Annotated in this window: 18 protein-coding genes; 9 read left to right on the forward strand and 9 right to left on the reverse strand. The window is 74.3% G+C overall.

The features are described 5' to 3' along the window. Window positions 1-24 precede the first annotated feature (24 nt). From ACWDD9_RS07020 to ACWDD9_RS07030, 3 genes are all read right to left on the reverse strand, one after another. Window positions 25-1392, reverse strand: coding sequence for a serine hydrolase domain-containing protein (locus ACWDD9_RS07020; RefSeq protein WP_380738281.1), 1368 nt, complete (start codon window positions 1390-1392; stop codon window positions 25-27). A 919-nt stretch (window positions 1393-2311) separates the two neighbouring features. Next, window positions 2312-3724, reverse strand: coding sequence for a glucose-6-phosphate dehydrogenase (locus ACWDD9_RS07025; protein ID WP_449811012.1), 1413 nt, complete (start codon window positions 3722-3724; stop codon window positions 2312-2314). Continuing rightward, window positions 3721-5550 (reverse strand): glycoside hydrolase family 15 protein, encoded by a 1830-nt coding sequence (locus ACWDD9_RS07030; RefSeq protein WP_449811013.1) that lies wholly within the window; start codon window positions 5548-5550, stop codon window positions 3721-3723. Before ACWDD9_RS07030 ends, ACWDD9_RS07025 begins: the two co-directional genes overlap by 4 nt. Before the next feature lie 251 nt (window positions 5551-5801). Here ACWDD9_RS07030 and ACWDD9_RS07035 point away from each other — a divergent pair, with 251 nt between their 5' ends. Further along, on the forward strand, window positions 5802-6848 hold the full coding sequence (locus ACWDD9_RS07035; protein ID WP_449811014.1) for a lactonase family protein: 1047 nt from the start codon (window positions 5802-5804) through the stop codon (window positions 6846-6848). Between the two features lie 55 nt (window positions 6849-6903). Here ACWDD9_RS07035 and ACWDD9_RS07040 read toward each other — a convergent pair whose 3' ends face one another. From ACWDD9_RS07040 to ACWDD9_RS07050, 3 genes are read right to left on the reverse strand one after another with little or no spacing between them, the layout of a single operon-like run. Next, window positions 6904-9651, reverse strand: a complete 2748-nt coding sequence (locus tag ACWDD9_RS07040; RefSeq protein WP_449811015.1) for an alkaline phosphatase family protein — start codon at window positions 9649-9651, stop codon at window positions 6904-6906. A gap of 4 nt (window positions 9652-9655) precedes the next feature. Continuing rightward, window positions 9656-11092 (reverse strand): ABC transporter permease, encoded by a 1437-nt coding sequence (locus ACWDD9_RS07045; protein ID WP_449811016.1) that lies wholly within the window; start codon window positions 11090-11092, stop codon window positions 9656-9658. Then, the gene (locus ACWDD9_RS07050; RefSeq protein WP_387825165.1) at window positions 11089-12033 is read right to left on the reverse strand and encodes an ABC transporter ATP-binding protein; all 945 of its coding nucleotides are present in this window, start codon (window positions 12031-12033) and stop codon (window positions 11089-11091) included. Before ACWDD9_RS07050 ends, ACWDD9_RS07045 begins: the two co-directional genes overlap by 4 nt. Window positions 12034-12315: 282 nt before the next feature. Between ACWDD9_RS07050 and ACWDD9_RS07055 the strand changes: the two genes are divergently transcribed. The 4 genes from ACWDD9_RS07055 to ACWDD9_RS07070 all read left to right on the forward strand — a co-directional run bounded on the left by ACWDD9_RS07055 (window position 12316) and on the right by ACWDD9_RS07070 (window position 17315). Next, window positions 12316-13074, forward strand: coding sequence for a class I SAM-dependent methyltransferase (locus tag ACWDD9_RS07055; protein ID WP_449811017.1), 759 nt, complete (start codon window positions 12316-12318; stop codon window positions 13072-13074). A gap of 174 nt (window positions 13075-13248) precedes the next feature. Beyond that, on the forward strand, window positions 13249-14760 hold the full coding sequence (locus tag ACWDD9_RS07060) for a Y4yA family PLP-dependent enzyme (protein ID WP_449811018.1): 1512 nt from the start codon (window positions 13249-13251) through the stop codon (window positions 14758-14760). Then, a complete protein-coding gene (locus tag ACWDD9_RS07065) occupies window positions 14757-16103 on the forward strand; it encodes a pyridoxal-phosphate dependent enzyme (protein WP_449811019.1) in 1347 nt (448 codons plus the stop codon). The genes ACWDD9_RS07060 and ACWDD9_RS07065 overlap by 4 nt, the downstream gene beginning before the upstream one ends. Window positions 16104-16115: 12 nt before the next feature. Next, on the forward strand, window positions 16116-17315 hold the full coding sequence (locus ACWDD9_RS07070) for an aminotransferase class V-fold PLP-dependent enzyme (protein ID WP_449811020.1): 1200 nt from the start codon (window positions 16116-16118) through the stop codon (window positions 17313-17315). A 93-nt stretch (window positions 17316-17408) separates the two neighbouring features. On the opposite strand, the gene ACWDD9_RS07075 is transcribed toward ACWDD9_RS07070, so the two are convergent. Then, complete coding sequence (locus tag ACWDD9_RS07075) at window positions 17409-18251, reverse strand: PIG-L family deacetylase (RefSeq protein ID WP_449811021.1); 843 nt, start codon at window positions 18249-18251, stop codon at window positions 17409-17411. A 175-nt stretch (window positions 18252-18426) separates the two neighbouring features. Between ACWDD9_RS07075 and ACWDD9_RS07080 the strand changes: the two genes are divergently transcribed. Next, entirely contained in the window at window positions 18427-19257 is an 831-nt protein-coding gene (locus ACWDD9_RS07080; protein WP_449811022.1) for an SAM-dependent methyltransferase, read from the forward strand. Between the two features lie 11 nt (window positions 19258-19268). Here ACWDD9_RS07080 and ACWDD9_RS07085 read toward each other — a convergent pair whose 3' ends face one another. Both ACWDD9_RS07085 and ACWDD9_RS07090 read right to left on the reverse strand, forming a co-directional pair. Then, window positions 19269-20348, reverse strand: coding sequence for an inosamine-phosphate amidinotransferase 1 (locus tag ACWDD9_RS07085; RefSeq protein WP_375873053.1), 1080 nt, complete (start codon window positions 20346-20348; stop codon window positions 19269-19271). A 308-nt stretch (window positions 20349-20656) separates the two neighbouring features. Continuing rightward, window positions 20657-22510: an nSTAND1 domain-containing NTPase gene (locus tag ACWDD9_RS07090; RefSeq protein ID WP_375873052.1), complete on the reverse strand. Its 1854-nt coding sequence runs from the start codon at window positions 22508-22510 to the stop codon at window positions 20657-20659. A 244-nt stretch (window positions 22511-22754) separates the two neighbouring features. Between ACWDD9_RS07090 and ACWDD9_RS07095 the strand changes: the two genes are divergently transcribed. Genes ACWDD9_RS07095 through ACWDD9_RS07105 form a run of 3 tightly spaced genes read left to right on the forward strand, consistent with a single transcriptional unit; the run spans window position 22755 to window position 25453 of the window. Continuing rightward, a complete protein-coding gene (locus ACWDD9_RS07095) occupies window positions 22755-23666 on the forward strand; it encodes an HpcH/HpaI aldolase/citrate lyase family protein (protein WP_117486016.1) in 912 nt (303 codons plus the stop codon). Between the two features lie 2 nt (window positions 23667-23668). After that, complete coding sequence (locus tag ACWDD9_RS07100; protein ID WP_199823146.1) at window positions 23669-24904, forward strand: 8-amino-7-oxononanoate synthase family protein; 1236 nt, start codon at window positions 23669-23671, stop codon at window positions 24902-24904. An 18-nt stretch (window positions 24905-24922) separates the two neighbouring features. After that, window positions 24923-25453 (forward strand): MaoC family dehydratase, encoded by a 531-nt coding sequence (locus ACWDD9_RS07105; protein WP_049655810.1) that lies wholly within the window; start codon window positions 24923-24925, stop codon window positions 25451-25453. Window positions 25454-25524: the final 71 nt, after the last annotated feature.

Genomic DNA, 25524 nt, shown 5'->3' on the forward strand with positions numbered 1-25524 from the left:
CGTACGGCGGCCGGGCCGGTCGGCTCAGTCGGCGGCGGCCCGGCGGGCGGTGCGCCCGGAGACCTGCACCCGGTCGATCCGGCCGGTGGCCGGGTCCCGGTGGAAGCGCCCGCCGGGTTCGGGGCGCCCGGTGTCGGGGGCGATCAGGTCGTAGGAGAGGTCGGCGTAGCAGCGCAGCGGGATCGGGAGGTCGCCGTCGACCGAGAGGGTGGCCGGTCCGGCGCCGGCCGGCTCGACCCGGTAGCGGATGGCGCCGTTGCGGTAGTCGCCCGCGCACTCGGCCAGGGTCGCCGGGGCGGCGAGCAGCACCGGTCCGCCCGCGCCGACCGGTTCGATCCCCGCGGGCACCCGCACTCCGGCCAACTCCTCCAGGTCGGCCGCGAGTTCGCGCCAGAGGGCGGTGGCGGCGCCGGCGTTGCCGGTGAAGGCGACCACGAGGCCGCTGTCCGGGTCGGCCCGCAGGTGGCAGGAGGTGCCCATGGCGTTGCCGTCGTGGCCGCACCAGAGCCGCCCGTCCTGCCGGTAGAGCGCCGCGCCGGCGCCCCAGCCGTCGGCGAGCGCTCCCGGCCGGGCACCGGGCTCCGGGCGGCGCATCAGCTCGGCGGTGTCCGGGGGCAGCACCTTGGCGCGGCCGACCAGGGCGGCGCCGAGCGCGGCGAGGTCCGCGGCGCTGGCCAGCAGGGCGCCGGCCGGGGCCTCCAGCGGGGCCAGGTTCTGCCGGACGGCCCGGGGCAGGCCGGTCGCGGCGTTGAGCGCGTGCCCGGCGGCGACCGGTCGCCCGGGGGCGGCGGTGTCGACGAACACCGGCCCGGTGCCGAAGGGTTCGAGCAGCAGGGCGCGCACCGCCTCGTGCCAGGGCATCCCGGTCACCGTCTCGACCAGGCGCCCGGCGGCGACGTAGCCGGCGTTGGAGTAGGAGAAGTCCGTCCCGGGCGGGAACAGCGCGTCCGGGGCGGTGCAGACGGCGGACAGGTAGCGGGTCGCGGTGGTGCGGGCGGCGGCGTCGGAGTCCGGTCCGGTGGGCAGTCCGCCGGTGTGGCTCAGCAGGTGACGAATCGTTACTTCAGGCAGCTGCCGGAACTCCGGAAGGTGCTCGGCGACCGGCTCGTCGAGGTCGAGGTCGCCGTCGTCGGCGAGCAGCATCACCAGGGCGGCCGTGTAGGGCTTGGTGAGCGATCCGACCGGAACGGCGGTGTCCTCGGTGAACGGTGCCCCGGTGCCGGTGTCGGCCACCCCGGTGTGCAGGACGACGGCCTCCGGGCCGGTGTCCAGCACCAGTTGGGCGCCGGGCACCCGGTGGGCGCGCGCGAGCGTGTCGAGCCGGTGCTGCAGCTCGCCGCGCAGGAGGAGCGGCGACCGCTCGCGGGCGGGCGCCGGACTGGCGTACGGCATGGCGGAACTCCCGTTGACTGGTTCTCGGGTGCGGGCGCGCCGGGCGCCCGCGGTGGAATCGCGGATTGGGAGGCGGCACAGCGGGAATTCCCGGCCGTCGTCGCCTGCTTCAGGACGCGCGGGAACGGGGGGAATCGGCGTCGGCCCGGCCGGCGGAGGCCGTCCGGCCCCGGGAACGGGAATCCCCGGACGCCCGCGGCCGGGCACCGCACCCGCCCTCGCGGAGCCGTTCCGCGGTCGCGTCGGCGCGCCCGGACCGGGCGGTGCGAATACGATCCGGATTTCCCTCCGCGCGATGAACGGCGGACCGGATCGCGGTGAACCGCGAGCCTCCGAATACTCTTACCCCGCCGGCACGTTCGAACAGAAAACCGTCCCCCGGCGGCCGGCCGCTCTCCCGGCCCCCACCTGCGCAACGGCCGTACCCGGCATGCCCATTCCCCCTTTTGGCGATCCACCCCCGCAACCGCCGCGCGGAACGCGCCGACACGGTCGGGGAGTCGCACAATCCCTGTCGTCCCGAACGTCCGGACGACGAACGCGCAACAGTCTTCACGGCGGGTCAGCCGCTCGCAACCCCTTCCGATTGAACGGAGAGCGACCGCCGTCGGTAATCGGAACGCCAAAATCCCAGGTGCGACTCCCGGCCGCGCCCGGAACGCCCGAGAACGGGCCCGAATTCTTTGGCCGAAAATATAAGGTTCGGATCCCACCAGCCACTCGAACAGTCATTCGTCGAAATAGCCGAGTGATTTACCGGGCGCCTGTGACGAATGTGGTGACTGTGATGCCTGGGATTGCTGTGCCTGAATGCGACGGAATTCACCGGGCGGGCCGCGAGTGGCACTGCCCGGGGCCCGAGCGCCCGGGCCCCGGCCGACCGGCCCCCCACCGGCCGGTCACCCGGGCACCGGCGCGGCTACCACCAGTGCGGCGGCGGCCCCTGCGAGCCCGCCGGGTACTCGTCCAGCGGGACGAGCCCCCGCTCCCAGGCGGCCAGCACCGGTTCGAGCACCCGCCAGGCCTCCTCGGCCTCGTCGCCGCGGATGGACAGCGCCGGATCGCCGTTCAGGACGTCCAGCAGCAGCCGCCCGTACGCGGGCAGGTCCTGCGGCTCCATCCGCGCGGTCAGCGAGAGCGGGACGAGCTCGTGGGCGTGGGCGCCGATGCCGGTCAGGTCCAGGGCCAGCCCCTCCGGCTCCAGCTCGAACCGCAGCACGTTGGGCCGGGCCTCCCCGCCGTGGCCCTCCCCGCCGGAGCCCTTCCCGCCGTGGCTCTTCCCGCCGGGGCCGAACGGCAGGTGGGGCACCGGGCGGAAGTGCACCGCGACCTCCTTGCGGTCCGCCCCCAGGGCCTTGCCGCTGCGCAGCCGGAACCGCGTCCCGGCCCACCGCCAGCTGTCCAGCTCCAGTTCCACCTCGGCGAAGGTCTCGGTGCCGCGCGCCGGGTCCACGCCCTCCTCCTCGGCGTACGCGGGGACGTCCCGGTCCCCGATCCGGCCCGGCAGGTAGCGGGCCCGCCGGGTGCGGTGCACCACGTCGTGCTCGGTCAGCGGCCGTACGGAGCGCAGCACGTCCACCTTCCGGTCGCGCAGGTCCCGTTCGCCGAGCGTGAGCGGCGGTTCCATGGCCACCAGGCAGAGCAGTTGCAGCAGGTGGTTCTGGACCATGTCCTTGAGCGCCCCGACCCGGTCGTAGTACCCGGCCCGGCCCTCCAGCGCCAGCGTCTCGTCCCAGGTGATGTCCACCTCGGCGATGTGGGTGCTGTTCCAGAGGGGTTCGAGCACCCGGTTGGCCAGCCGGCTGCCGAGGACGTTCTGGACGGTCGTCATGGCCAGGAAGTGGTCGACCCGGAACACCGCCCGCTCCGGCAGGAGTTCGGCGAGCAGCCGGTTCAGCTCCCGCGCGCCGGCCAGGTCCTCGCCGAACGGCTTCTCCAGCACGATCCGGCTGCCCTCCGGCAGGCCCGCCGCGTGCAGGGCGGTGACCGCGCCGGGGAAGAGCGCCGGCGGGAGGGCCAGGTAGACGGCCACCGGCCCCTCCCCGGCGACGACCGCGGCCACGTCGGCGGGGTCGGTGACGTCGGCCCGCCGGTAGTCGAGGGCGGAGACCACCGCCTCCCCGGCCCCGGCCGGGAGGGCGCCGCCGTGCCGGTCGAGCCGCTCCGCGGCCCACGCCCGGTACCGCCCGGTGTCCCAGTCCTCCCGGCTCGCCCCGGTCACCCGGAGCGCGTCGCCGGTGTGCCCCGCCGCCCGCAGCGCGGCCAGTGCCGGCAGCAGGAAGCGGGCGCTGAGGTCCCCGGTCGCGCCGAGGATCGCGAGCCGGTCGATCATGCCCGTCCCCCCGCCCTCGCCCGGGCCAGGTTCACGCCGCTGGAGATGATCCCGATGTGGCTGAACGCCTGGGGGAAGTTGCCCATGAACTCTCCTGTGGACGGGTCGATCTGCTCGGACACCAGCCCCAGCGGGCTCGCCCGGGAGCACAGCGAGGCGTACAGCTCCCCGGCCTCGTCGGTCCGGCCCTGGCCGACCAGGTTGTCGACCAGCCAGAAGCTGCACAGCACGAAGGCGCCCTCGTCGCCCGGCAGCCCGTCCGGGGACTCCTCGTGCAGGTAGCGGTAGAGCAGCCCGCCGCCCGCCGACAGGCGCTCGGCGACGGCCGCGGCGGTCGCCACCATCCGCGGGTGGTCGGCCGGCACCACCCGGCGCAGCGGGAGCGCGAGCAGGCTCGCGTCCAGCGTGCCGCCGCCGTCCAGGTGGGCGCTGAGGGTCTTGGCTTCCTCGTCCCAGGACTGCTCCAGGACGAGCCGGCGCAGCTCCTCGGCCGAGGCGCGCCAGCGGTCCGGCCCGTCGGACCGGCCGAGCCGCTCGCCGATCCGCGCGGCCCGGTCCAGGGCCACCTGGCACAGGCCCGCCGAGTACGTGAACACCCGGCCCTCGCTGCGCACTTCCCAGATGCCCTGGTCCGGCTCCCGCCAGGCCTGCCGGGCGGCGTCGGCCAGCTCGGCCAGGCCGGCCCAGAGCGCGGGCTGGATCTCGCCGCCGGAGCGCAGCCACTGGTGGGCGCAGTCCAGGATCTCGCCGTAGACGTCGTGCTGGCGCTGGTCGGTCGCGCCGTTGCCCCAGCGGACCGGGGCCGAGCCCTGGTAGCCCTCCAGTTCGCCGTCCACGACCTCGTCCGGCACCGGGCCGCCGCGCAGGTCGTACATGATCCGGGGCCGCCGGCTGGTCTCGAAGGCGTCCAGGACCCAGCCGAGGAAGGCGTCGGCCTCGCCGCCGAAGCCGATCCGGCGCAGGGCGAACACGGCGAACGCCGCGTCGCGGATCCAGCTGTAGCGGTAGTCCCAGTTGCGGATCCCGCCGATCGGCGCGGGCAGCGAGGAGGTGGGGGCGGCGACCAGCGAGCCGTTGGCCCAGTCGTCGCAGAGCTTCAGCGTGATCGCGGCCCGCCGGACCAGGGGCTCCTGGGGGCCGTCGTACGCGAAGTGCCCCATCCAGCGGCGCCAGGCCTCGGCGGTGGCCGTCAGCGTCGCGTCGGTGTCGAAGCGGTGGTGGCGGTGGAAGCGGCCCCAGGAGAGCACCAGGTCCAGGCGTTCGCCCTGCCGCAGTTCGTAAGTGCTGTGCAGACCGGTCAGCGGGCGGTTGGAGCGCAGGTGCAGCCGCAGGTCCGGGCGCCGGTGCGGGCGCACCTCCAGTCCGCTGAACAGGGCGCGGGCCTGCGCGCCGCCGCGCGGCTCCAGCTCCGCCCGCAGCCGGACCGTCCCGTCCAGCACCACGGCCGAGCGCACGAGTTCGCCCCGGTCGGCCGGCGCGTCGTCGGTGAGGTCGGCGCCGGAGCGCAGGGTCAGCGCGTCGGTGACGCGCACCAGGCCGGTGGGGCCGCGCAGTTCGGTGACCAGCACGCCGGTGTCCGGTTCGTAGCGCTGCCTGGCCTCCACCAGGCCCTCCGGGGCGAGGGCGAAGTGCCCGCCCCGGGCGTGGTCCAGCAGGCCGCAGAACAGCGGCTCGGAGTCGAACCGGGGCAGGCACAGCCACGGGATGGCGCCGTCCAGGCCGACCAGCGCGGCCGTCGCGCCGTTGCCGATCAGGCCGAGGTCCTCCAGCGGCGGGTAGCCGTTCCGGCGGCGGACCGGCCGGAACGGTGGGTCGGGGTCGTACATGCCGCCTCGCTTCCGCAGCGCCAAGGGGGGTGGTCGAAGGGGCGTCGTCCCGGTGCGGACCGCCGGGCCGACGGCGACCCGGCCGCGCGGCCAACGGCTCCCACGTTCCCGGGGATCGGGCCGGTCCGCGATCCGGCCGCTCCGGCAGCGGTGCTTTCCAGTGAAAAAGCGCTCTCCGGCGAAAGAGCCCGGACCCCGCACCTGCTAGCGTTCGAGCCCGGACGGCGGACGGTGGACGACGGAGGTTTGCGGTGGCGGACAGCGGCGCGGAGCGGGCCTTCATCGGGTCGTTCACCTCGGAGGGCGGGCGCGGGATCGTCCTGGCATCGCTGGATCCGGACTCGGGGGCGCTGACCGCCACCGGTGTCGTCGAGGCCGTCGACCCGTCCTACCTCGCCCTCGGGCTCGCCGCCGGCGGCCCGGTGCTCTACGCCGTGTCCGAGACGGAGCCGGGCGCCGTCACCGCCCACGACATCGCCGCTCCGGCGCCCCGCCCGCTCGGCGCCCCCGTCCCGGTGGACGGGGACCACCCCACCCACCTGAGCCTCAGCCGGGGCCACCTGCTGACGGCCAACTACGGCTCCGGCAGCGTCAGCGTGCTGCCGCTCGCCGACGACGGCACCCCGCGGCCCCCGGCCACCGTGCTGCGCCACCGGGGCAGCGGGCCGCACCCGGACCGCCAACGGGCCCCGCACGCCCACCAGGTGCTCCCCGACCCGTCGGGGCGCTGGGTGCTCGCCGTCGACCTCGGCACCGACGCGGTGCGGGTCCTCGCCCTGGACCCGGCGACGGGGGAACTCACTGTGCACGCGGAGACCGCGCTGCCGCCCGGCACCGGGCCGCGGCACCTCGCCTTCCACCCCTCCGGCCGGCACGCGTACGTGCTCGGCGAGCTGCGCCCTGTCGTGACGGTCTGCCGCTGGGACGCGGCGGCCGGGGCGCTCGAACCGGTCGCGGAGGTCCCGCTGTTCCCGGACGGCGTCGAGGGCCCGGTCTCGCCGTCGGCCCCGGTGGTCTCCCCCGACGGCCGGTTCCTGTGGGTGGCCGAGCGCGGCACCGACACCATCGTGGTGCTCGCCCTCGACGCGACGGGCGAGCGGGCGCACGTGGTCACCTCGGTGCCCTGCGGGGGCCGCTGGCCGCGCGACCTGGTGCTCGGCCCCACCGGCACCCGGCTGTACGCGGCGAACCAGCACTCCGGCGACGTCACCTGGTTCGACCTGGACGCCGCCACGGGCGTCCCCCGCCGGGCGGGCTCGCTGGCCGTCCCGGCGGCGTCCACCGTCCTGTTCGCCTGACGCGCGGGCCCCGGGCCGGGGAAGCGGCCCGGGGCCCGGTGCGGGCGCGGCGGGATCAGCCGTCGCTCTCCGGCGAGGGCAGGTAGGCGCCGGGCACGTCGTCCGGCGCGAGGATCGTGCTCTCCCCCGGGTACGGCGCGGTCCAGTTGTGCGTCTGGTACCAGACCAGGTGCTCCATCTGCGCCGGGTTGGCGTGGTCCGCCACGGCGTTCGGGCCGGTCAGCCGCTGGTGCGACTTCCAGGCCTCCCACCGGTCCACGACCGGCTGCTGCGCCGCCGGCGGCGCGGTCGTGACCGGCGCCGCCGCCCGGAGGTCCTGCTCCCCGGGGACGTCGAGGCCGCAGGAGGGCGGCGTCTTCAGGCCGTCGGTCAGCGAGGTGCGGTTGGGCACCGCGGTGAACGGCGTGTAGTCCGGCCGGTCGGTGAAGGCCCCGGTCATCGGGCTGGCCGCGCTGTCCTTCTGGTTCATCGGGTGGATGCCGAGGATCTGCTCGATGGTGCGGACCATCGTGATCTGCGAGTAGTAGCGGCTGTCCACGGCCCCGTGCTGCGCCCAGGGGCTGATGATCTGGATCGGGGCGCGGTGGCCGTCCACGTGGTCGAGGCCCGCCTGGGAGTCGTCCTCGACGACGAAGATCGCCGAGTCCTTCCAGTACGGGCTGTGGGTGATCTCGTCGACGATCCGCCCGGTCGCCAGGTCGTTGTCGGCGACCTGCGCGGCCGGGCTGGCCGGGCCGCCGGTGTGGTCGCTGGACAGCCAGAGCATGTTGAGGTTCGCCGGGCCGTTCCGCTCGAAGTCCTGCTTCCAGACCTGGTAGCGGTACAGGTCCGGCACGTCGGTGTCGAACCTCGGGAAGCCGGGCACCGAGACGCTGTTGAGCGAGGGGATCGGCGAGGAGGACTTGAGGGCGTAGGCGCTGCCCTGCCCGGTCGCGTCCATGGTCCTGGCGTCGCAGTACAGGTTCTGCCAGGTGGCGTCGGCGGGCTTGTCCAGGAACTGGTGGAACTCGCCGAAGTCGCGCACGGTCCTCCCCGCCGCCTGCGCGCCCGTCCACAGGAAGCCGGAGCGCTGGTGGCCCAGGGCGTCGTCCTCGGTGTCGTAGCTGCGCTCGTACTCGCCGGCCGAGGACTCGGTGTACTCCGGGTTGTCCGCCTGCATCAGCCAGTTGTGGCCCTCGGCGGAGTTGGTGCCGATGTCGTAGGTGTTGTCGTAGAGCCCGAACTGCTCGGCCAGGGCGTGCTGGTTGGGCGTCACGGCGGCGCCGAACTGGGCCAGCTTCGGGTCGCCGTCGCCCTCGGCGACGTCGCCGAAGACCTGGTCGTAGGTCCGGTTCTCCTTGACGATCAGGAAGACGTGCTTGATCGGCGACGGGTCGCCGATCCGCTTCGGCACCACCTCCTCCTTCGCCTTGTGGCCGTTCGCGAGCTTGACCGCGTTGTTCGTCCAGCCGTTCTGCTGGAACACCTTGGCGGTCTGCGCGCGGATCACCTTGTCGCTCGGCAGCGTGAACCGGGTGAGGCTGGAGGTGGTGTCGTGGGTCTTGTGGGCGCCGGTGCTGTTGGGCCGCCGGGCGTCGATGCCACGGGTGTTGGAGACGATCACCTCCGAGCCGATGGTGGCGACCTCCGCCGGGAAGTAGTCGGTGGGCAGCAGGCCGACGTAGCTCACCGGCTCCTGCGCGCCGGCGAAGCGGTAGACGGCCACGGCGTTGGCCCGGCCGAGGGTGACCAGCAGCCGGCCGTCCTCGGTGAGCGTCACCGCGGTGGGCTCGTAGCCGACGGAGGCCTCCGGCCACGGCTTGGTGGAGACGGTCTGGACGACCTTGTCGTGCGCGGTGTCGATCACCGACACCTCGTCGCTCGCGGTGTCGGCGACGAACAGCACCCCGTTCTTCGCGTACAGCGCGGTCGGGTGCAGGCCGACGGCGATGGAGCCGACGGCGGCGGCCGGGTCGGCGAGGTCGATCACGCTGACCGTGCCGGTGGTGGTGGCGGCGGTCGCCGGGTCGGCCGGGACCTGGGTGCCGTAGGAGTTGATCGTGGTGTCCCCGGCGGTGGCCGTGCGCCCGCCCTCGTTCGAGACGTACAGCTTCCCGCCGACCCGGACGACGCCGCGCGGCGCGTTGCCGACCGTCCAGCTCCGCTGGACCGCGCCGGTCGCCGCGTCGATCGCGACCACCCGGTTCTGCCCGTTGACGGCGGCGTACACCGTCGAGCCGTCGGCGGAGAACACCGCCCCGGAGGCCAGCGCGTGCTTCTCCCCGTCCGCCGGGATCTTCACCGCCACCGGGGCGGCGAGGGTGCCGTCGGGCTGCACGGTGAACCGGGTGTAGCCGTCCAGCTGGCCCAGCCACAGCTGCTTGCCGTCCGGCGAGTAGACCGGGGACTCCTGGCCGACCGAGGCGTTGGGGATGCGCAGTTCGTCCGCCTTGTTGGTGCCGACGCGCTGCTTCACCTTGCCGGTCCTCAGGTCCACCACGACCAGCGCCGCGTCGCCGTCGGTGACGGCGGCGGCCAGGTGGGCGCCGTCCGGGCTGACCGTGGAGCCCATGATCTTGCCGTTGTCCAGGACCTGACGGCTGCCGTACGGGGCGAGGTACTGGTCGCTGGAGATCACCAGCCCGTTCTCGGTGGTCTGGCCGACCTGGTCCTCGTCGAACTGGTGGGTGCTCGCGAAGGCCGTGCCGGTGGCCACGGCCACCGCCGTGACACAGGCGGTGGCGAGTGCGGCCTTGCGGCCCATCCGGCGGCCCAGGAGGACCACGTGGGCGTTCCGGCTGCGTCGACGACGCGTTACCTGCATGGCGTCAGCCCTTCGTTGAGTTCGTCGTGCTGGTGGGGGAAGCGAGCAGTGCGACCTGGCCGTCGAACTGCCAGAGCGGGTTCGGCGCGTCCCCGGTCGGGGTGCGCACCAGGAAGTAGCCGTTCACTTCCTTCGGGCCGTCGCCGTCGGCCGTCAGCCGTCCGTCCGAGGCCACGTCGAGCTGGTAGACCGCCGTCCCGGGCGCGTCCGTGCCGGGCAGGTGCCAGGTGACCACGCAGCGCCAGTCGTTGCCCGGGCCCTCCGGCTCGACCTGGCCGTCGCCCCGCCGGCAGTCCGCGGTGGCCCGCAGGTCGGCCTCGGTCACGGCGGGGCGGTGCAGCTGCTCGGTCTGCAGCCGGTACAGGTGCGCGAACACGGTGGCGACCTCCTGCTGCACCTTCGCCTGCGTGATCCCCGAGCCGCTGGAGGGGGTGGCCACCGCGAGCGCGCCGGTGGTCAGCGCGAGCAGCCCGGCCAGCGGCAGCACCCCGGCGAGGAGCGTGCGGCGCCCCACCCCGTCCTCGCTGCCGGTGGTGAAGTCCCGCCGGACGAAGAGCAGGTAGGCCGCCGCGGTGGCGGCCGCCGCCCAGAGCAGGGCGACCGCGACGGCGATCAGCGGCTCGTCGAGCCGGCCCGGGTCGGCGAACAGCCCGTTCCAGGCGACGAAGGCGTACCCGGGCAGGGCGAGGCGCAGCGCCACCGGCAGCGGCAGCAGCTGGGCGAGCTGCATCGCGACCGCCGCCAGCGCGGGGACCAGCAGCCCCATCGGCGAGCGGCCCAGCAGGACGGAGCCGAGCAGTCCGAGCGCCGCCAGGGCCAGGGTCGGCGCCAGCGCGCACGCCCAGGCCAGCAGGACGCTCACGGCCGCGTCCGACGGCGCCAGCAGGTGACCGTCCACGCCGACCAGCGGCTCGTCGCCGACCGCCGCCAGCCCGCCGACGGTGCTCGACGCCGCCAGGCCGGCCGTCAGCAGCACGATCACGGTGGCGCCGGCCAGCGCCTTCGCCGCGAAGATCCGCCGCGGCGAGCGGACCGTCACCAGCAGGTGCCGCCAGGTCCCGAGCCGGTCCTCGGCGGCGAACACGTCGCCCGCGACCACCGAGGTCAGCAGGGGCAGCGCCCACGAACCCGCGAAGCCGAGGACCACCAGCGGCCCGGCCCAGCCCGTGGCGTGCATCCAGCGGCCGAACAGGGTGTCGGAGGGCAGCGTCCCCTGCTGGGCGACGGCGGCCGTGAACAGGCCCGGCGCGCTCCAGCAGGCCAGCACCAGCAGCCTGATCCGCCACTGCGAGAGCAGCTTGACCAGCTCGAAGCGGTACACCCGGCCCACCGGCACCGGGCGCGCCCCGGGGGCGGCGCCGGCGGCGGCCGCCGCGCGTCCGGCCGTGACCGTGCTCGTGCGCCCGCCCCGCTCGATGACTCCCTCGCCGCGCTCGGTCATCGTCCGTCCTCCTGTTGCTCGGTCAGGGCGAGGAACGCCGCCTCCAGGGGCGGGACCACCGGGGCGACCTCGCGCACCCGGACATCCGCCCGCACCAGCGCCGCCACCAGTTCCTCGACGGCCGGGCCCGGCGCGCGCACCACCAGCGCCCCGGCCGCGCGTCCCGTCCCGGCCTCCGCCGCGACCCGCACCCCGGCGACCCTGGCGGCCACCCGCCGGGCGGCGGCCGGATCGGAGGTGAGCAGCCGGTGGTCGAGCGCGCGGTCGTCCGCGGCCAGCTCGCCGAGCGGGCCGGAGAAGCGGACCCGTCCGGTCGCCAGGATGGTGACCTCGTCGCAGAGCGCCTCCAGGTCGTCCATCCGGTGGCTGGAGAGCACCACGGTCACGCCGTCGGCGGCGAGCCGGCGCAGCGCCCCGTGCACGTGCTGCTTGCCCGCCGGGTCCAGGCCGTTGGACGGCTCGTCGAGCACCAGGAGCCGGGGTTCGGTGAGCAGCGCCGCGGCCAGTCCGAGGCGCTGCCGCATGCCGAGCGAGAAGCCCCGCACCCGGTCGTCGGCGACGTCGCTGAGCCCGACCTCGGCCAGCACCTCGTCGATCCGGCGGGCCCGGCCGTCCTGCCCGCGCAGCGTCGCCAGCGCGGCCAGGTTCCGCCGTGCGGTCAGCGACGGGTAGAGCCCGGGCCCGTCCACGAAGCCGGCCACCCCGGGCGGCGCGGGCCGGGCCCGGCCGACCGGCCTGCCCAGCACCTCCAGGTCGCCCTCGTCGGCGGCGGCCAGTCCGAGCAGCAGCCCGAGCAGCGTGGTCTTCCCGGCGCCGTTGGGCCCGGCCAGTCCGTGGATCCGCCCGGGCGCGAGCTCCAGTCCGACGGCGTCGAGCGCGACGACGTCGCCGAAACACTTCGTCAGTGCCCGTGCGCGTACGGCAGGTTGGTTCTCCGTCATGGCTCCTTCTCGCGGTTCCCCAGGGAACCTAGGGGGTTGACCGGGCGCCGTCAGGTGCGCCCGGTTGAACTCCGGCGGAACAGCAGCGGCCCGCGCTGTGGCGGTCCTGCGAGCGTCCTGCGGGTGCACCGGGTGGAAACCTTCACATGAAAACGGATATCGTTTCGCTGGCCGGGCACGATCCGCCGGACCCGTGCCGGACCGGTTGCGGAGCCTGATGAACATGACAAACATTGGCGGAAGGCGAAGCCTCGAATGCGCACGGACACGGCGGGAGTCGGGATGCGAGTGGACGCCGCTCTGGCCGGGACCTGGGTGGACCGCTGGGAGCGCCAGCAGGAGCGGTACGCGGTGGAGCGCGAGGAGCGGTTCACCGTCATCGCCGACGTACTGGAACAGACCGTCGGCCACCGCGCGCGGCCGCTCGTCGCGGACCTCGGCAGCGGCCCCGGCTCGCTGTCGGCGCGGGTCGCGGCCCGCCTGCCGCACGCCGAGATCATCGCGGTCGACATCGACCCGCTGCTGCTCGCCCTCGGCCGCGCCCGGCACCCCCGGGTCGCGCGCTGGGTCGAGACCCTGATCGGCCGCCCCGGCTGGATCGGGGACCTCGCCCTCGACCGCCCGCTGGACGCCGTGGTGTCCACCACCGCGCTGCACTACCCGCCGCCGGACGCCCTGCTCAGGATCTACCGCGACCTCGCCGGCGCGCTGCGGCCCGGCGGCGTCCTGGTCAACGGCGACCACCTCATCCCCGAGGAGCGGCCGCTCGCCGAACTCGCCCTCGCGATCGGCCGCCGCCGCGCCCAGCGCAAGGGCACCGGCGCCGCCGAGGACTGGTCCCAGTGGTGGGCCGCGGCCGGGCGGGTCCCCGAGTTCGCCGACCTGCTGACGGCCCGTGAGCGGCAGCTGCCCCCGACCGACGGCCCCGGCAACGGCCTGTCGGCCGCCCGGCACGGCGAACTGCTGCGGGAGGCCGGCTTCCGCCAGGCCGGACCGGTGTGGCAGTACGGCACCAGCTCCGTCCTGGTGGCCCTGCGCTGACCCCGCTTCAAGTGCCCATGCGGGAAGCCGGGTTCCGCATGGGCACAGTCTTTGCGAGGGCGTGACAGAAAGCGCCCTGTTGATCACCCAGGGAAACAGTTACCGTTTCCCTCGGTCGCCGACGTCCCTGCCGCGCACGCCTCACGCCGACTTCTCACGGAGAGCTGGTTTCGCATGCGGTCCTCACCGCTGTATCTCGAACCACGGTTGGAGCCCCCGCTCCGGTCCCTCCTGGCGGAACGCGACCTCCTGCACACCCTGACCGACGCGCTGGGCTCCCCCCTCAACCTGCTCCTGCCCGAACAGATCGCGGACAACCTGGCACGCTTCCGGGCCGTCTACCGCAAGCACCGCCTCACCGGCCGGATCCACTTCGCCCACAAGGCGAACCGCTCCAGCGCCCTGGTCCGCCGGCTCGCCGCCACCGACGCCGGACTGGACGTCGCCTCGCTCGCCGAACTCCAGCACGTGCTCGGGGCCGGCTGCCCGCCCGAGCGGATCATGGCGACCGGCCCGAAGAACCGCGAGTACCTCTGGCTGGCGGCCCGCACCGGCGCCACCGTCCACCTGGACTCCCGCGCCGAACTCGACGCCCTGGCCGGCCTCGTACGCGCGCACGCCCTGCCCCCGGTGCCCGTCATGCCGCGGCTGTCGGGCTTCCGGGCGCCGGGCACCACGGTGCTCACCCGGCCGAGCCGGTTCGGCACCGACGTCGCCGAACTCGACGGCCTGCTCGACGCGCTGGAGCGCCACCGGGACGCCGTCGAGACCACCGGCGTCGCCTACCACCTGGACACCACCGGCGTGCCGGAGAAGGCCGTCGCCCTGGAAACCTGCGTCACGGTGCTGAACGAGTGCCGGCGCCGGGGCCTGAACCCCCGCACCATCGACATCGGCGGCGGGTTCGGCGTCAGCTACCTGGCGGACGCCGCCCAGTGGGAGCGGTACACCAGCGAGCTGACCGACGCCGTCCTCGGCCGGCGCCCCGCCCTCACCTGGCAGGGCCACGGCTACGGGCTGCGCGCCGAGTCCGGCCGGCTGCGCGGCGCCCTCGGCCTCTACCCGGCGCACCGCCCGGTGGCCGCCGAGGCCTACCTGGACGAGCTGCTCTCGACCCCGGCGCCCACGCTCGGCCGGCCGCTCGGCACGCTGCTGCTGGAGAACCTCTACGACCTGGCGGTGGAGCCCGGCCGGGCGCTGGCCGACCAGTGCGGGGCGACGCTCGCCCGCGTCCTGGAGGTCCGGCAGACCCCGGCCGGCGAGCGCCTGGTGCGGCTGGAGATGAACGCGCGGGACGTGGGCCTGGAGGAGCACGGGGTGCTGATGGACCCGCTGCTGGTCCCCCGCTCCGGCGCCCCGGCCGCGCCGGACGGCTCGGAGGGCCCGGACTCGCCGGACGGCCCGGTCGGGGTGTACCTGATCGGCAACCTCTGCCTGGAGACCGACCTGATCACCCGCCGGACGGTCTTCCTGCCCCGCCTCCCCGCCCCCGGCGACCTGCTCGCCTTCGCCAACACCGCGGGCTACCTCATGGACTTCAGCGCCGGCTCGGCGCTGCGCCAGCCCGTCGCGCGCAAGGTCGCCGCGTACCGGCAGGACGGCGCCTGGCGGTGGCGCCTGGACGAGCAGTACTGGCCCGTCGACGTGACGGCGGGCGCGGAACACCGGGGGGACGGACACGCATGAGGTACGACAGCATCACCGACGCCATAGGCAACACCCCGCTGGTCCGGATCGACCCGGCGGTCACCGGCCTGCGGCACATCGACCTGTACGCCAAGCTGGAACTGCTCAACCCCTTCGGCTCGGTCAAGGACCGCGCCGCCTGGAACATGACCCGCGAGGCGATCCCCGGCGCCGTCGAGCGCGGCGACACCGTCGTGGAACTGTCGAGCGGCAACACCGCCAAGGCGCTCGCGCTGATCGCCGGCCTGCACGGACTGCCGTTCAAGAGCGTCACCAACCGGATGCGGGTCCCCGAGATCAAGGACCTGCTCCTGCTGCTCGGCGCGGAGATCGAGGAGCTGCCCGGCCGCACCGAGTGCCTCGACCCGACCGACACCGACGACCCGCTCACCCGCATCCACCGGATGCTCTCCGAGGCGGAGTCCGGCTACCTGCACACCGACCAGTACTACAGCCGGCTCAACCTCGACGCCCACCTCACCGGCACCGGCCCCGAGATCGTCCGGGACCTCGACGGCCGCGCCCCCGACCACTTCATCGCCTGCGTCGGCACCGCCGGCTCCTCCACCGGCGTGGCGGCCGTGCTGCGCGCCCACGACCCGGCCGTCGACGTGCTCGGACTGGTCGCCCACAAGTCCGACTTCATCCCGGGCATCCGCACCATCGACGAGGTGCACGAGGTCGGGCTGTTCGACCCCGCCACCTACGACACCATCGCGACGGTGACCGCCGACCAGGCCATCGACGGCATGCTCACCCTGGTGCGCCGCTGCGGCCTGCCGGCCGGCCCGACCGGCGGCGGCGCCTTCTTCGGCGCGCTGCGCCACCTCCGCTCCGTGGACGAGGAGTTGGACGAGGAGTTCAAGCAGCGGGGCTCGGGCGAGCGACGCACCGCCGTGTTCATCGTCTGCGACCGGGTGGAGAGCTACCTGAGCTACATCCGCAAACGGCGGCCCGAACTGTTCAACCAGCCCGCCCGGCCGAACACGGTGGCCACCGTGACGCCGGCCGAACTGGCCGCCGCCCGGGTCGTCGAGGTCGACGCCGCCCGGAAGTGGATCGCCGAGGAGCGGCCGCTGGTGGTCGACCTGCGCGGGCCGGCCGCGTACGCGGCGCTGCACATCGAGGGCTCGGTCAACATCGTCGACGAGCTGTTCGACGAACTCCTGCACGGCGGCCTGCCGTTCGGCACCCGGCAGCCGGTGCTGCTGGCCTGCCCGGTCGGCGAGAAGTCGGCGGTCTACGCGGCGCTGCTCACCCGGATGGGACACCGGGACGCGCGCAGCCTGGCCGGCGGCGTCATCGCCTGGCGCGACGCGGGTGCGCCGCTGGTCCGGGACTGAGCGGGGCCGGCCATGACCACCCCCGACGAAACCCTCGGCGAACTCCACGACTGGCACCGCGCGTTGCGGGACCAGTTCCCCATCGTCACCGGCCACCCCGACCAGGCGTACCTGGACAGCGCGGCCACCTCGCAGAAGCCCCGGGCGGTGCTCGACACCGTCCAGCGCTACCTGACCACCGCCAACGCCAACGCCGGCCGCGGCACCTACACCTGGGCCAACGCCACCACCGCACTGGTCGACCGCACCCGCACCCGGGTCGCCCGCTTCCTCGGCGACCCGGCCCCCCGGCAGCGCTCCGGCGTCCACTTCGTCAGCGGCGCGACCGAAGGGCTGCGCGCGGTGGCCCGGGACTGGCTCCCCCACCACCTGCGGGACGGCGACGAGATCATCGTGCCCTTCGCCGACCACGAGGCCAACGCGCTGCCCTGGCTGGAGGCCCGGCAGCTGCTGGCCGACCGGGGCGTGCGCGTCACCGTGCGCGAACTGCCGTACGACCCCGCCTCGCAGGACTACGACCACCGGGCGCTGGCCCGGCTCGTCACCGGACGCACGGCGTTCGTCGCCGCCACCCACGTGCACCACGTGTACGGCGCCGACATGAACGTCCACCGCATCCGGGCCGCGGTCGGGCCCGAGGTGCCGATCTGCCTGGACGCCGCGCAGAGCGTCGGCCACCTGCCGGTGGACGTCGGCACCCTGGACGTCGACTTCGTGGTCTTCTCCGGGCACAAGGCGCTGGCCCTGCCCGGCACCGGCGCGGTGTGGGCCCGCAACACCCGGGGCCCGGCCTTCACCCCCGGCGGCTGGGCCGGCACGCCCAACACCGCCGGGATCGCCAGCCTGGAGGCCGCCCTGGACTGGCTCGACGCCGCCGGGCCGGACCGCATCCGACGGTGGAACAGCGCGCTGGCCGCCCGGCTCACCGACGGGCTGCGGACCCTGGCCCCGTACGAGGTCCTCGGCTGCCAGCGGAGCCTGGCCGCCGACTCCGAGGTCCAGCGGCGCGAGGGCATCGTCACCTTCCGGCACCGCGGCATCGGCTCCAACGACCTGGGCTTCATCCTCGCCAGCCACGGCCTGATGGTGCGCGCCGACGGCCACTGCCAGGCGCGGGCCGGCGAGAGCGAGAGCTCGGTGCGGGTCAGCCTGCACGTCTACAACTCCCCGGAGGAGGTCGACCTGCTGCTCTCCGTGCTGCGCGGGCTGTAGCGGCCTCGATGGCCCCGAGTGGCTTCGGTGGCTCCGTACCGTGCCGGCGGCGGGGCCGATCCGCCCCGCCGCCGGCACACCGCTGCCCCGGGCTCAGCGCAGGCCGGCGAAGAGGTCGTTCTCCGGGAGGGCCGCGCCGGTGGTGTCCCTGACCCGGACGAAGGTCTCCACGCCCATCAGCTCGGTGAACCGCTCCTTGCCCATCCGCAGGAAGAAGATGTTGTCCCCCTGGCTGGCGTGCGCGGCCAAGGCGTCGAACTTCCGGCCGCCGAAGGCGGTGGTGTCCACCCAGGTGCTGATCTCCTCGTCCGGCAGGCCGATCTCGGGCAGCTCGGCAGCCTCCACCGGCTCCACCGGCTCCGACTGCTCCCCGTCGGGGCCGGACTCCCGCATGACCTCCCCGAACCGCCGCACCGCCGAGTGCGGCACCGTCGTCCAGTAGACCTTCGGCGACAGGTCGACCAGTTCCAGCGCCGCCACCGTGATGCGGTGGGCCTGGATGTGGTCGGGGTGGCCGTAGAACCCGTTCTCGTCGTAGGTGACGACCACGTCGGGCTGGTAGTGCCGCATCAGTTCGGCGAGCCGGGCGGCGCCGTCCGCCACCGGCGTGCTCCAGAACGAGCCGGGCGCGTCATTGCTCTCCCAGCCCATCATCCCGGAGTCGGCGTACTCCAGCAGCTCCAGGTGCCCGACCTCCAACACCTCGCAGCTGGCCTCCAGTTCCTTCCTGCGCATCGCGGCGACGGCCGCCGGGTCGTGCCCGTCCTCGCCGGGCTTGACCCCTCCCGGGCCGTCGCCGCACCTGCCGTCCGTACACGTCACGAGCACCGTACGGATGCCCTCCGCCGCGTACCGGGCCAGCACACCCCCGGTCCCGCTCGCCTCGTCGTCGGGGTGGGCGTGCACTGCCATCAGCGTCAAAGGCCGGTCAGCCATGAAAATCCATCCTCAGATCCGAACAGTTCTCGCCCCAGTCTGCGTCACACGGACGGGTGACCGCTGCCAATATCCGGTGCGGCGGCGGCCGCCCGGCGGCCGGGGTGACGGGCCGGGGCGCGACGGTTCTCCTACGATCGAGGCGACAACGGACCCCAGGGACGGGCAGGTTCCCATGACCGACGACAGCACCAGCGGGATCGACCGGTCGAAGCCGAGCATCGCCCGGGTCTACGACTACCTGCTCGGCGGCACGGACAACTTCGCCGCCGACCGCGAGGTCGGCGACTTCTTCCTCCGGGAGCTGCCCGGCTCGGTGGCCTTGCCGTTCGCCAACCGGCAGGCGCTGATCCGCGCCGTGGGCGCGATGGCGGGCGACGGCGTCCGCCAGTTCGTCGACCTGGGCAGCGGCCTGCCCACCGCCGACAACGTGCACCAGGCCGCCCGGCGGCACGACGCCGGCGCCCGCGTCGTCTACGTCGACAACGATCCGACCGTGCTCGCCCACGGCCGTGCCCTGCTGGCCGCCGACCCCCGCACCACGCTGGTCCGGGCGGACCTGCGTGAGCCGGAGGAGATCCGCCGCCATCCCGAGGTGCGGCGGCTGATCGACTTCGACGAGCCGGTAGGGGTCGTCTTCAGCGCCGTCCTGCACCACCTCGACGACGCCGAGCGGCCCGCCGACCTGGTGCGCTGGTGGGTGGACCGGGTCCCGTCGGGCAGCCTGGTCTACGTCTCCCACTTCCGCTCCGTCGGGAACTCCGACGGGACCGAGGAGGGCCGGCGCGCGGAACGGAAACTGCGGGAGAGCTTCGGTCGCGGCCGCTGGCGCACCGACGAGGAGATCCTCGGCCTGCTCGACGGCCTCGACCTGCTCGAACCGGGGCTGGTGCCCTGCCCGCTGTGGCGTCCGGAGCCCGCCGGCACCGGCGGGGTGCCGGCGGACGAGGGCGACCTGTCGGTGTGGGAGCGGCTGATCTCCTGCGCGCTGGCCCGCAAGCCCTGAGCGGCGGCGGGTCAGGACAGGTAGTCCTCCAGTCCGCCGTCGCGCCGGGTGTCCAGGGTGACGCAGTGGAAGCCGCCGCCGAGCACCCGGGAGTGCCGCAGCCGGTGCGGCAGGACGGTGATCCCGGCGTGCTCCAGCAGCTTGATCAGGCCCTCCTGCTCGGACTCGACGATCGCCGTGTCCGGGGAGACCATCAGCAGGTTCATGCTGATCCAGCTCTCGCTGAGCGCGTGCTCGGGCGCGTCGCCGGTGGGCTCGGCCGGCGGGCACCACAGGACGTCCCAGCCCTTCAGCGGCTCCGGGACGGTCTCCGGGCTGATCCGCTCGGGGTTGAGCAGCACCAGGCCCGGGCGCAGCAGCGCGATGGTGCTGTCGATGTGGGTGTAGCCGTAGATGTCGCGCAGCGGGTGCAGCCGCAGGCCGCCGTCGCCGAGCAGGCCGAGGGTGGACTCCAGCCACCGCAGGCCGAGTTCGTTGCCGCTGCGGGAGACCTGGTAGAACACGTCCCGGCCGAGCCGCAGCACGTTCGCGGCGTCGAAGACCGGCTCGGCCTCGCCCAGCAGCGGGAGGCCCGCCTCGTCGAACTCGAAGAGTTCGTCGGCCAGTTGCGGCCGGGGGGCGGCCAGCCAGCGCGCGCCGCGGCGCAGGTAGTCCTGGAAGAGTCCGCGCAGGCCGAAGGCCTCGAAGTAGCGCTGCCGCATCGGGCTCGCCACCTCGATCAGCGTCTCGCCGACGACCAGGGTCAGGTCCCGCGGACAGTAGGAGTGGAAGCCGCCGTCGGCGTTCCAGAGCGGGGAGGCGAACTCGGCCGCGTGGTCGACCGGATCGGGCCGGTGGACGGTGACGCCGAGGCCGCGCAGGGTGGCCACCAGGTCGTCCAGGTCCTCCTCGGTCTCCTCCACGACCTGCCGCGAGTAGGGGCCGGCCTCGATCGAGGCGAGGTCGGCGGCGTTGGTCTTCGGGAAGCAGGACAGCCAGGAGGACGGCTCGGTCTGCTCGGGCAGCCGGGCGCCGACGGCGGTCCCGACCACGATCTCCCGCAGTGTGGTGAACTCGTCCCAGCTCTGGACCGGACGGGCCGAATCGGACATGACTCTCCCTTGACACGGGTTTGGGGGAAACACGGAGACGACGGCGGAGGCGACGGCCTGGAACCGTGCGGACGGATGCGCCGGACCGGCTCCGGCCGGCCACGACGTACGGGAAATCACCGGCGGGGCAACCGAGTTCGCCGCTACGAAGGGCCGGGATCGATCGTCAAGCTACCCGGACGACCGACGGCGACGCAAGGACCGTGATCGGCACCGGGAACACCCCGCCGACCGGCCGCCCGTTGTTCGACCCGCTCCCTCCGACGCTGATCAACACCGGTGGGAGGCGCCGCGCCCCGGACCGGCGCTCACCACCGCCAGGCCCGGCGGATCCGGCTCCCGCCCGCCAGGGCCAGCAGCGCCCCGCCCGCCGCGGCGACCCCGGCCACCGCCAGGTTCTGGCGCTGCGCCCGGCGCCGGTCGGCGACGGCCGCCCGGGACGAGGCCGCCAGGAACGCCCGCTCGACCCCGGCCGCGGCCAGCTCGCCGGCCGCCACCCGCCGCACCAGCTCCTCCAGCCGGACGCCCCGGTAGAGCAGTTCCGGGTCCTGGTCGGCGGCGGCCCAGCCCCGCGCGGCCGCGGTGAGCCGGCACTGCTCCCCCAGTGCTTCCCGGCCCTCCGCCAGCCAGTCCCGCAGCCGGGGCCAGGCCTGCGGCAGCGCCTGGTGGGACAGTTCGACGGTGTCCCGGTCGACCACCACGAGCCGGGCCCGGACCAGCCGCTCCATCACCTCGGGCACGCCGGGATCGTCGAACTCGGCCCGCCGGGCCGGCTTGCGGGTGCCCTCGTCGCCGCCCGGCACCAGTTCACCGCCGGGCAGCGGCCCGCCGCCCGGCGCCAGCCCGTCGCCCAGGGCCGCCGGACCGCCGGCGGCGTCCTCGCCGGCCCCGAGCAACTCCCCGCCGAGCCGCAGGAACACCGCCCGCGCCCGCGCCTGGTCGGGCGCGTCCAGCCCGTTGTAGAGCGCCTCCGCCGTCCGGGCCAGCGCGCCCTCGAACCCTCCGGTGGCCTGGAACCCGGCCAGGGTGAGCGCGTTGCCGCTGCGCCGCCGCCAGGTCTCCAGCAGGGCCGCGGACAGCAGCGGGAGCGCGCCCGGCTGCTGCGCGGCGGTCGAGATGAGGACGGCCAGCAGGGCGCCCTCGACGGTACAGCCGGACCGTAACGCCGGTTCGGTGATCGCCCTGCGCAGCTCGTCCGGCGCCGGACGCCCCACCGGCAGCACCCCGTGGCGGCCGGCCTCGGCCAGCCCCGGGTGCTCGGCGAGCAGCGGGCCGCACTGGTCGGAGCGGACCACCAGCACCACCCGGCACCGGGCCGGCGCCGCCACCGGCAGCCCGTCCGACGCCCCGTCAGGATCGCCCGCGGCGGTCGCCACCAGCGCGTCCAGGAAGCGCGCCCGCTCGGCGGCGTCCCGGCAGCGGGTGCGCAGCTGCTCGGCCTGGTCGACCACCAGGACCGGGTCCCCGGCCGTCGGTCCGGACCCGCCGCGCCTCGTCTCCCCGGCCCGCTGCCCGAGCCGGGCGAGCGCGAGCGCGTACGCCTCCATGGGTCGTTCACCGGGGGTCAGCAGCGCCACCGGGACACCGCCGTCGGCCGGGGGCCGGCCCGCTCCGCCCCCGGCCCCGGGTCTCCCGGTGGTGGCGCCGGTGACGGCACCGGTGGCGGCGGGCGCGCCGAGCCGGGCCAGCAGACCGGCTCTGACCAGCGAGGACTTGCCCGCCCCGGACGGCCCGGAGACGATCACCAGCCGCCGTTCGGCCAGCAGGGCGACCAGCCGGTCCAGCAGCGCCTCGCGGCCGAAGAACCGCTCGGCGTCGGCCGCCTCGAACGCGGCCGCGCCCGGGTAGGGGGCCCGTCCGACGTCCTGGGCGCGCCGCCGGGCGCACTGTTCGGCGGCCAGTTCGGCGGCGAGCAGCTGCCAGCGGTGCCGCCACTCCCGCACGTCCCCGCCGCAGGCCTGCACGTAGGCGAGGGTGACGGCGAGGCTGGGCAGCCGCCGCCCTCCCGCGGCCACCGACAGGCTGGCCGCCGAGCAGTGCGCCCGCAGGGCGAGTTGACGGTACGGCGGACGTCCGGCGCGCTCCCGCAGGGCCCGCAGATCGCCCGCGAAGCGCAGCAGCGGCCCGTCCCCGGGGTCCAGTGGACTTTCCCGACGCGGCACGACGGCCCCCCTTCTCCGTTGAAGCGGTGTCCTGAAACCTTGAGTGCCCACGCGCCACACGCGCCGCGTGCGCCCCGTGTCCATCCCCCCGTTGATTCATCATGCACAGGACCGTTGGCGTCAAACAATGGTGCGTACGGGTCGGTTGTTCCGAGTTGATGTTCAATGTCCAGCCGTACGGCGCCGAACAAAGCCGGTGGGATAGAACCGGAACCCGCAGCCCTCGCTGACTTCGGAGACATCCATGAGGTTCACGCGGTACTGCCGTTCCCTCCTGTCCACACCCGCGATGGCGGTGGAGCGGTACACCAAGAGCCACCAGTCCGGGGCCGACATCGCCATGGTCGATCTGGAGGATTCGGTCCCACCCACCCGGAAGGAGGAGGCCCGCCGGCTCGCCGAGGAGTTCTTCGCCCTCCCGTCCACCAAGCTCGCGCGCAGCGCGGTGCGCATCAACACCCTGTCCGGGCCCGACGGTCTGCGCGACCTGATCGCCATCGCCCGGTACCGGGTCAAACCGGACCTGGTCCTGATCCCGATGACGGAGTCCCCCCGGGACATCGAGATCGCCGCCGGCGCGCTCGGCGCGGACTGCCCGGAGACGGAGTTCCTGGCCGTCGTGGAGACCCCGCTGGGCATCGAGAACGCTCCCGCCGTCGCGGCCGCCGGGCACCGGCTGCGCGGGCTGGTCTTCGGCTCGGCCGACTACGCCTTCGCGGTCGGCGCCCGGCTCTCCTGGGAGGCCCTGGCCCACGCCCGCGCCCGGGTGGTCAACAGCGCCCGCGCCGCGGGGGTGGAGGCGATGGACGCGCCGTTCTTCGAGGTCACCGACCTCGACGGGCTGCGCCGGGAGGCCGGGCTCGCCCGGGACTTCGGGTTCAGCGGCAAGATCGCCGTCCATCCGCGCCAACTCGAGCTGATCAACGCGACGTTCAGCCCCGACGAGGAGCTGCTGGCGCGCGCCCGCCGGGTGGTCGCGGCGGGCCTGGAGAACGGCCGCTCGGTCACCGTGGTGGACGGCGTGATGGTCGGCATGCCGTTCTTCGAGGCCTCGCAGCGCCTGATCGAGCAGTTCGACCCGCCCCGGCCCGGCGGACCGCACGACCCGCAGCACCACGCGCCCACCGACACCCCGAACCACACGACGGAGAAGTGACGATGACCGAAGAATCCATCCTCGGCCCGCGCCGGTACCGCAACGCCGAGGCCATGCTGGCGAGCGCCGACCCGGTCTGGCAGGCGGCCGCCGCCAACGGCCTGATCGGCGTCACGGTGGACTCGGAGTCCAACAACCGGCTGACGGTCCGCGAGACCGGCCACGAGTTCGCCAACATGGTCTCCTGCTCGTACCTCGGCCTGAACAACCACCCCGCGGTCCTGGCCGGCGCGGTGGACGCGCTGACCGAGGCCCGCGGCACCTCGCTGGTCCTCTCCACCACCAGAATCCGGCACAACCTGCTGGTGCGGCTGGAGGAGGAGCTCGGCGAGCTGTTCGGCGCGAACATCCTGCCGGGGGCGTCCTGTACCACGCTCACCGCCGGCATCCTGCCGCTGATCGCCTCCGGCCACCTGGACGGCACCTGCCAGGGCGGCGGCGGCCCCCGGGTCATGGTCTTCGACCGCTTCTGCCACTTCTGCATGGCGTACATGAAGCCGATCTGCGCGGACGAGTCGCTGGTGCTGACCTGCCCGCACAACGACCTGAACTACCTGGAGGACATCTGCCGCAAGTACCCGCGGGTCGCCTACGTCGCCGACGGCGCCTACTCGATGGGCGGCACCGCGGCCCTCGACGGGCTGCTCGAACTCCAGGACCGCTACGGGCTGTTCCTCTACATCGACGACTCCCACTCGCTGTCCATCGCGGGCGAGCGCGGCGAGGGCTACGTCCGCTCCCGGCTGGAGATGAACCCGCTGACGGTGATCACCGCCAGCCTCGGCAAGGCCTTCGGCACCAGCGGCGGCGTCGCGATGCTCGGCAACCGGGAGCAGTTCGAGTTCCTGCACCGGCACGCCGGCCCGATCGGCTGGTCGCAGAACATCCCGCTGCCGATGGTCGGCGCCTCGCTGGCCAGCGCCGCCATCCACCGCTCCCCCGAACTGGCCGAGCTCCAGGGCGCGCTGGCCCGCAACATCGAGCTCTTCGACGAGCTGCTGCCGACCACCTTCGCGGGCAACGGCCTGCCGGTGCGCCGGGTCGACGTCGGGGAGGCCGAGCGGGCGGTCAAGCTGTCCGCCCAGCTCTTCGAGCGCGGCTTCTACAGCTCCGCGGTGTTCTTCCCGATCGTGCCCAAGGGCGAGGCCGGGCTGCGGCTGATGCTGCGCGCCGACATGGACGAGCGGCTGATCCGCGAGTTCGCCGGCCACGTCAAGGAACTCACCGCCGACCTCTAGGACCCGGGAGCAACCGCCATGGAAGGAACCGAACCCGCCGGCTACCGGCGGATCGGCGAGCGCCGCTACCGCGAGGTGGTCGGGCGCTACTACGAGGAGTTCGAGGTCGGCGAGGTGGTCGAGCACCGCCCCGGGCGGACCGTCACCGAGCTCGACAACGTGCTGATGAGCATGCTGAGCATGAACGACGCCCCGCTGCACATCGACGCCGCCTACAGCGCCCACACCCCCTGGGGGAAGCCGATCGTCTCCAGCCTGGTGACGCTCAGCATCGTCGGCGGGATGACCGCCCGCTCGACGAGCGGGCGCACCATCGCCAACCTGGGCTGGGAGAACATCCGGATGACCCACCCGGTGTTCACCGGCGACACCCTCTACGCGGAGACCGAGACCCTCGCCAAGCGGCTCTCCAAGAGCCGCGACGGGCAGGGCATCGTGAGCTGCCGCACCACCGGGACGAAGTCCACCGGCGAGCCCGTGGTGGTGTTCGACCGCAGCTTCCTCGTCCCGCTGCGCGGCCACGGCCTGGACGAGGTCGCCGGGTACTGACGCCGTGCCCCGTCGTGGCGCGGCACCGGGCCCGGCGGCTGAAGCCGTCGGGCCCGGTGTCCCCGGACGCC

The sequence above is a fragment of the Kitasatospora sp. NPDC001119 genome (assembly GCF_053598475.1).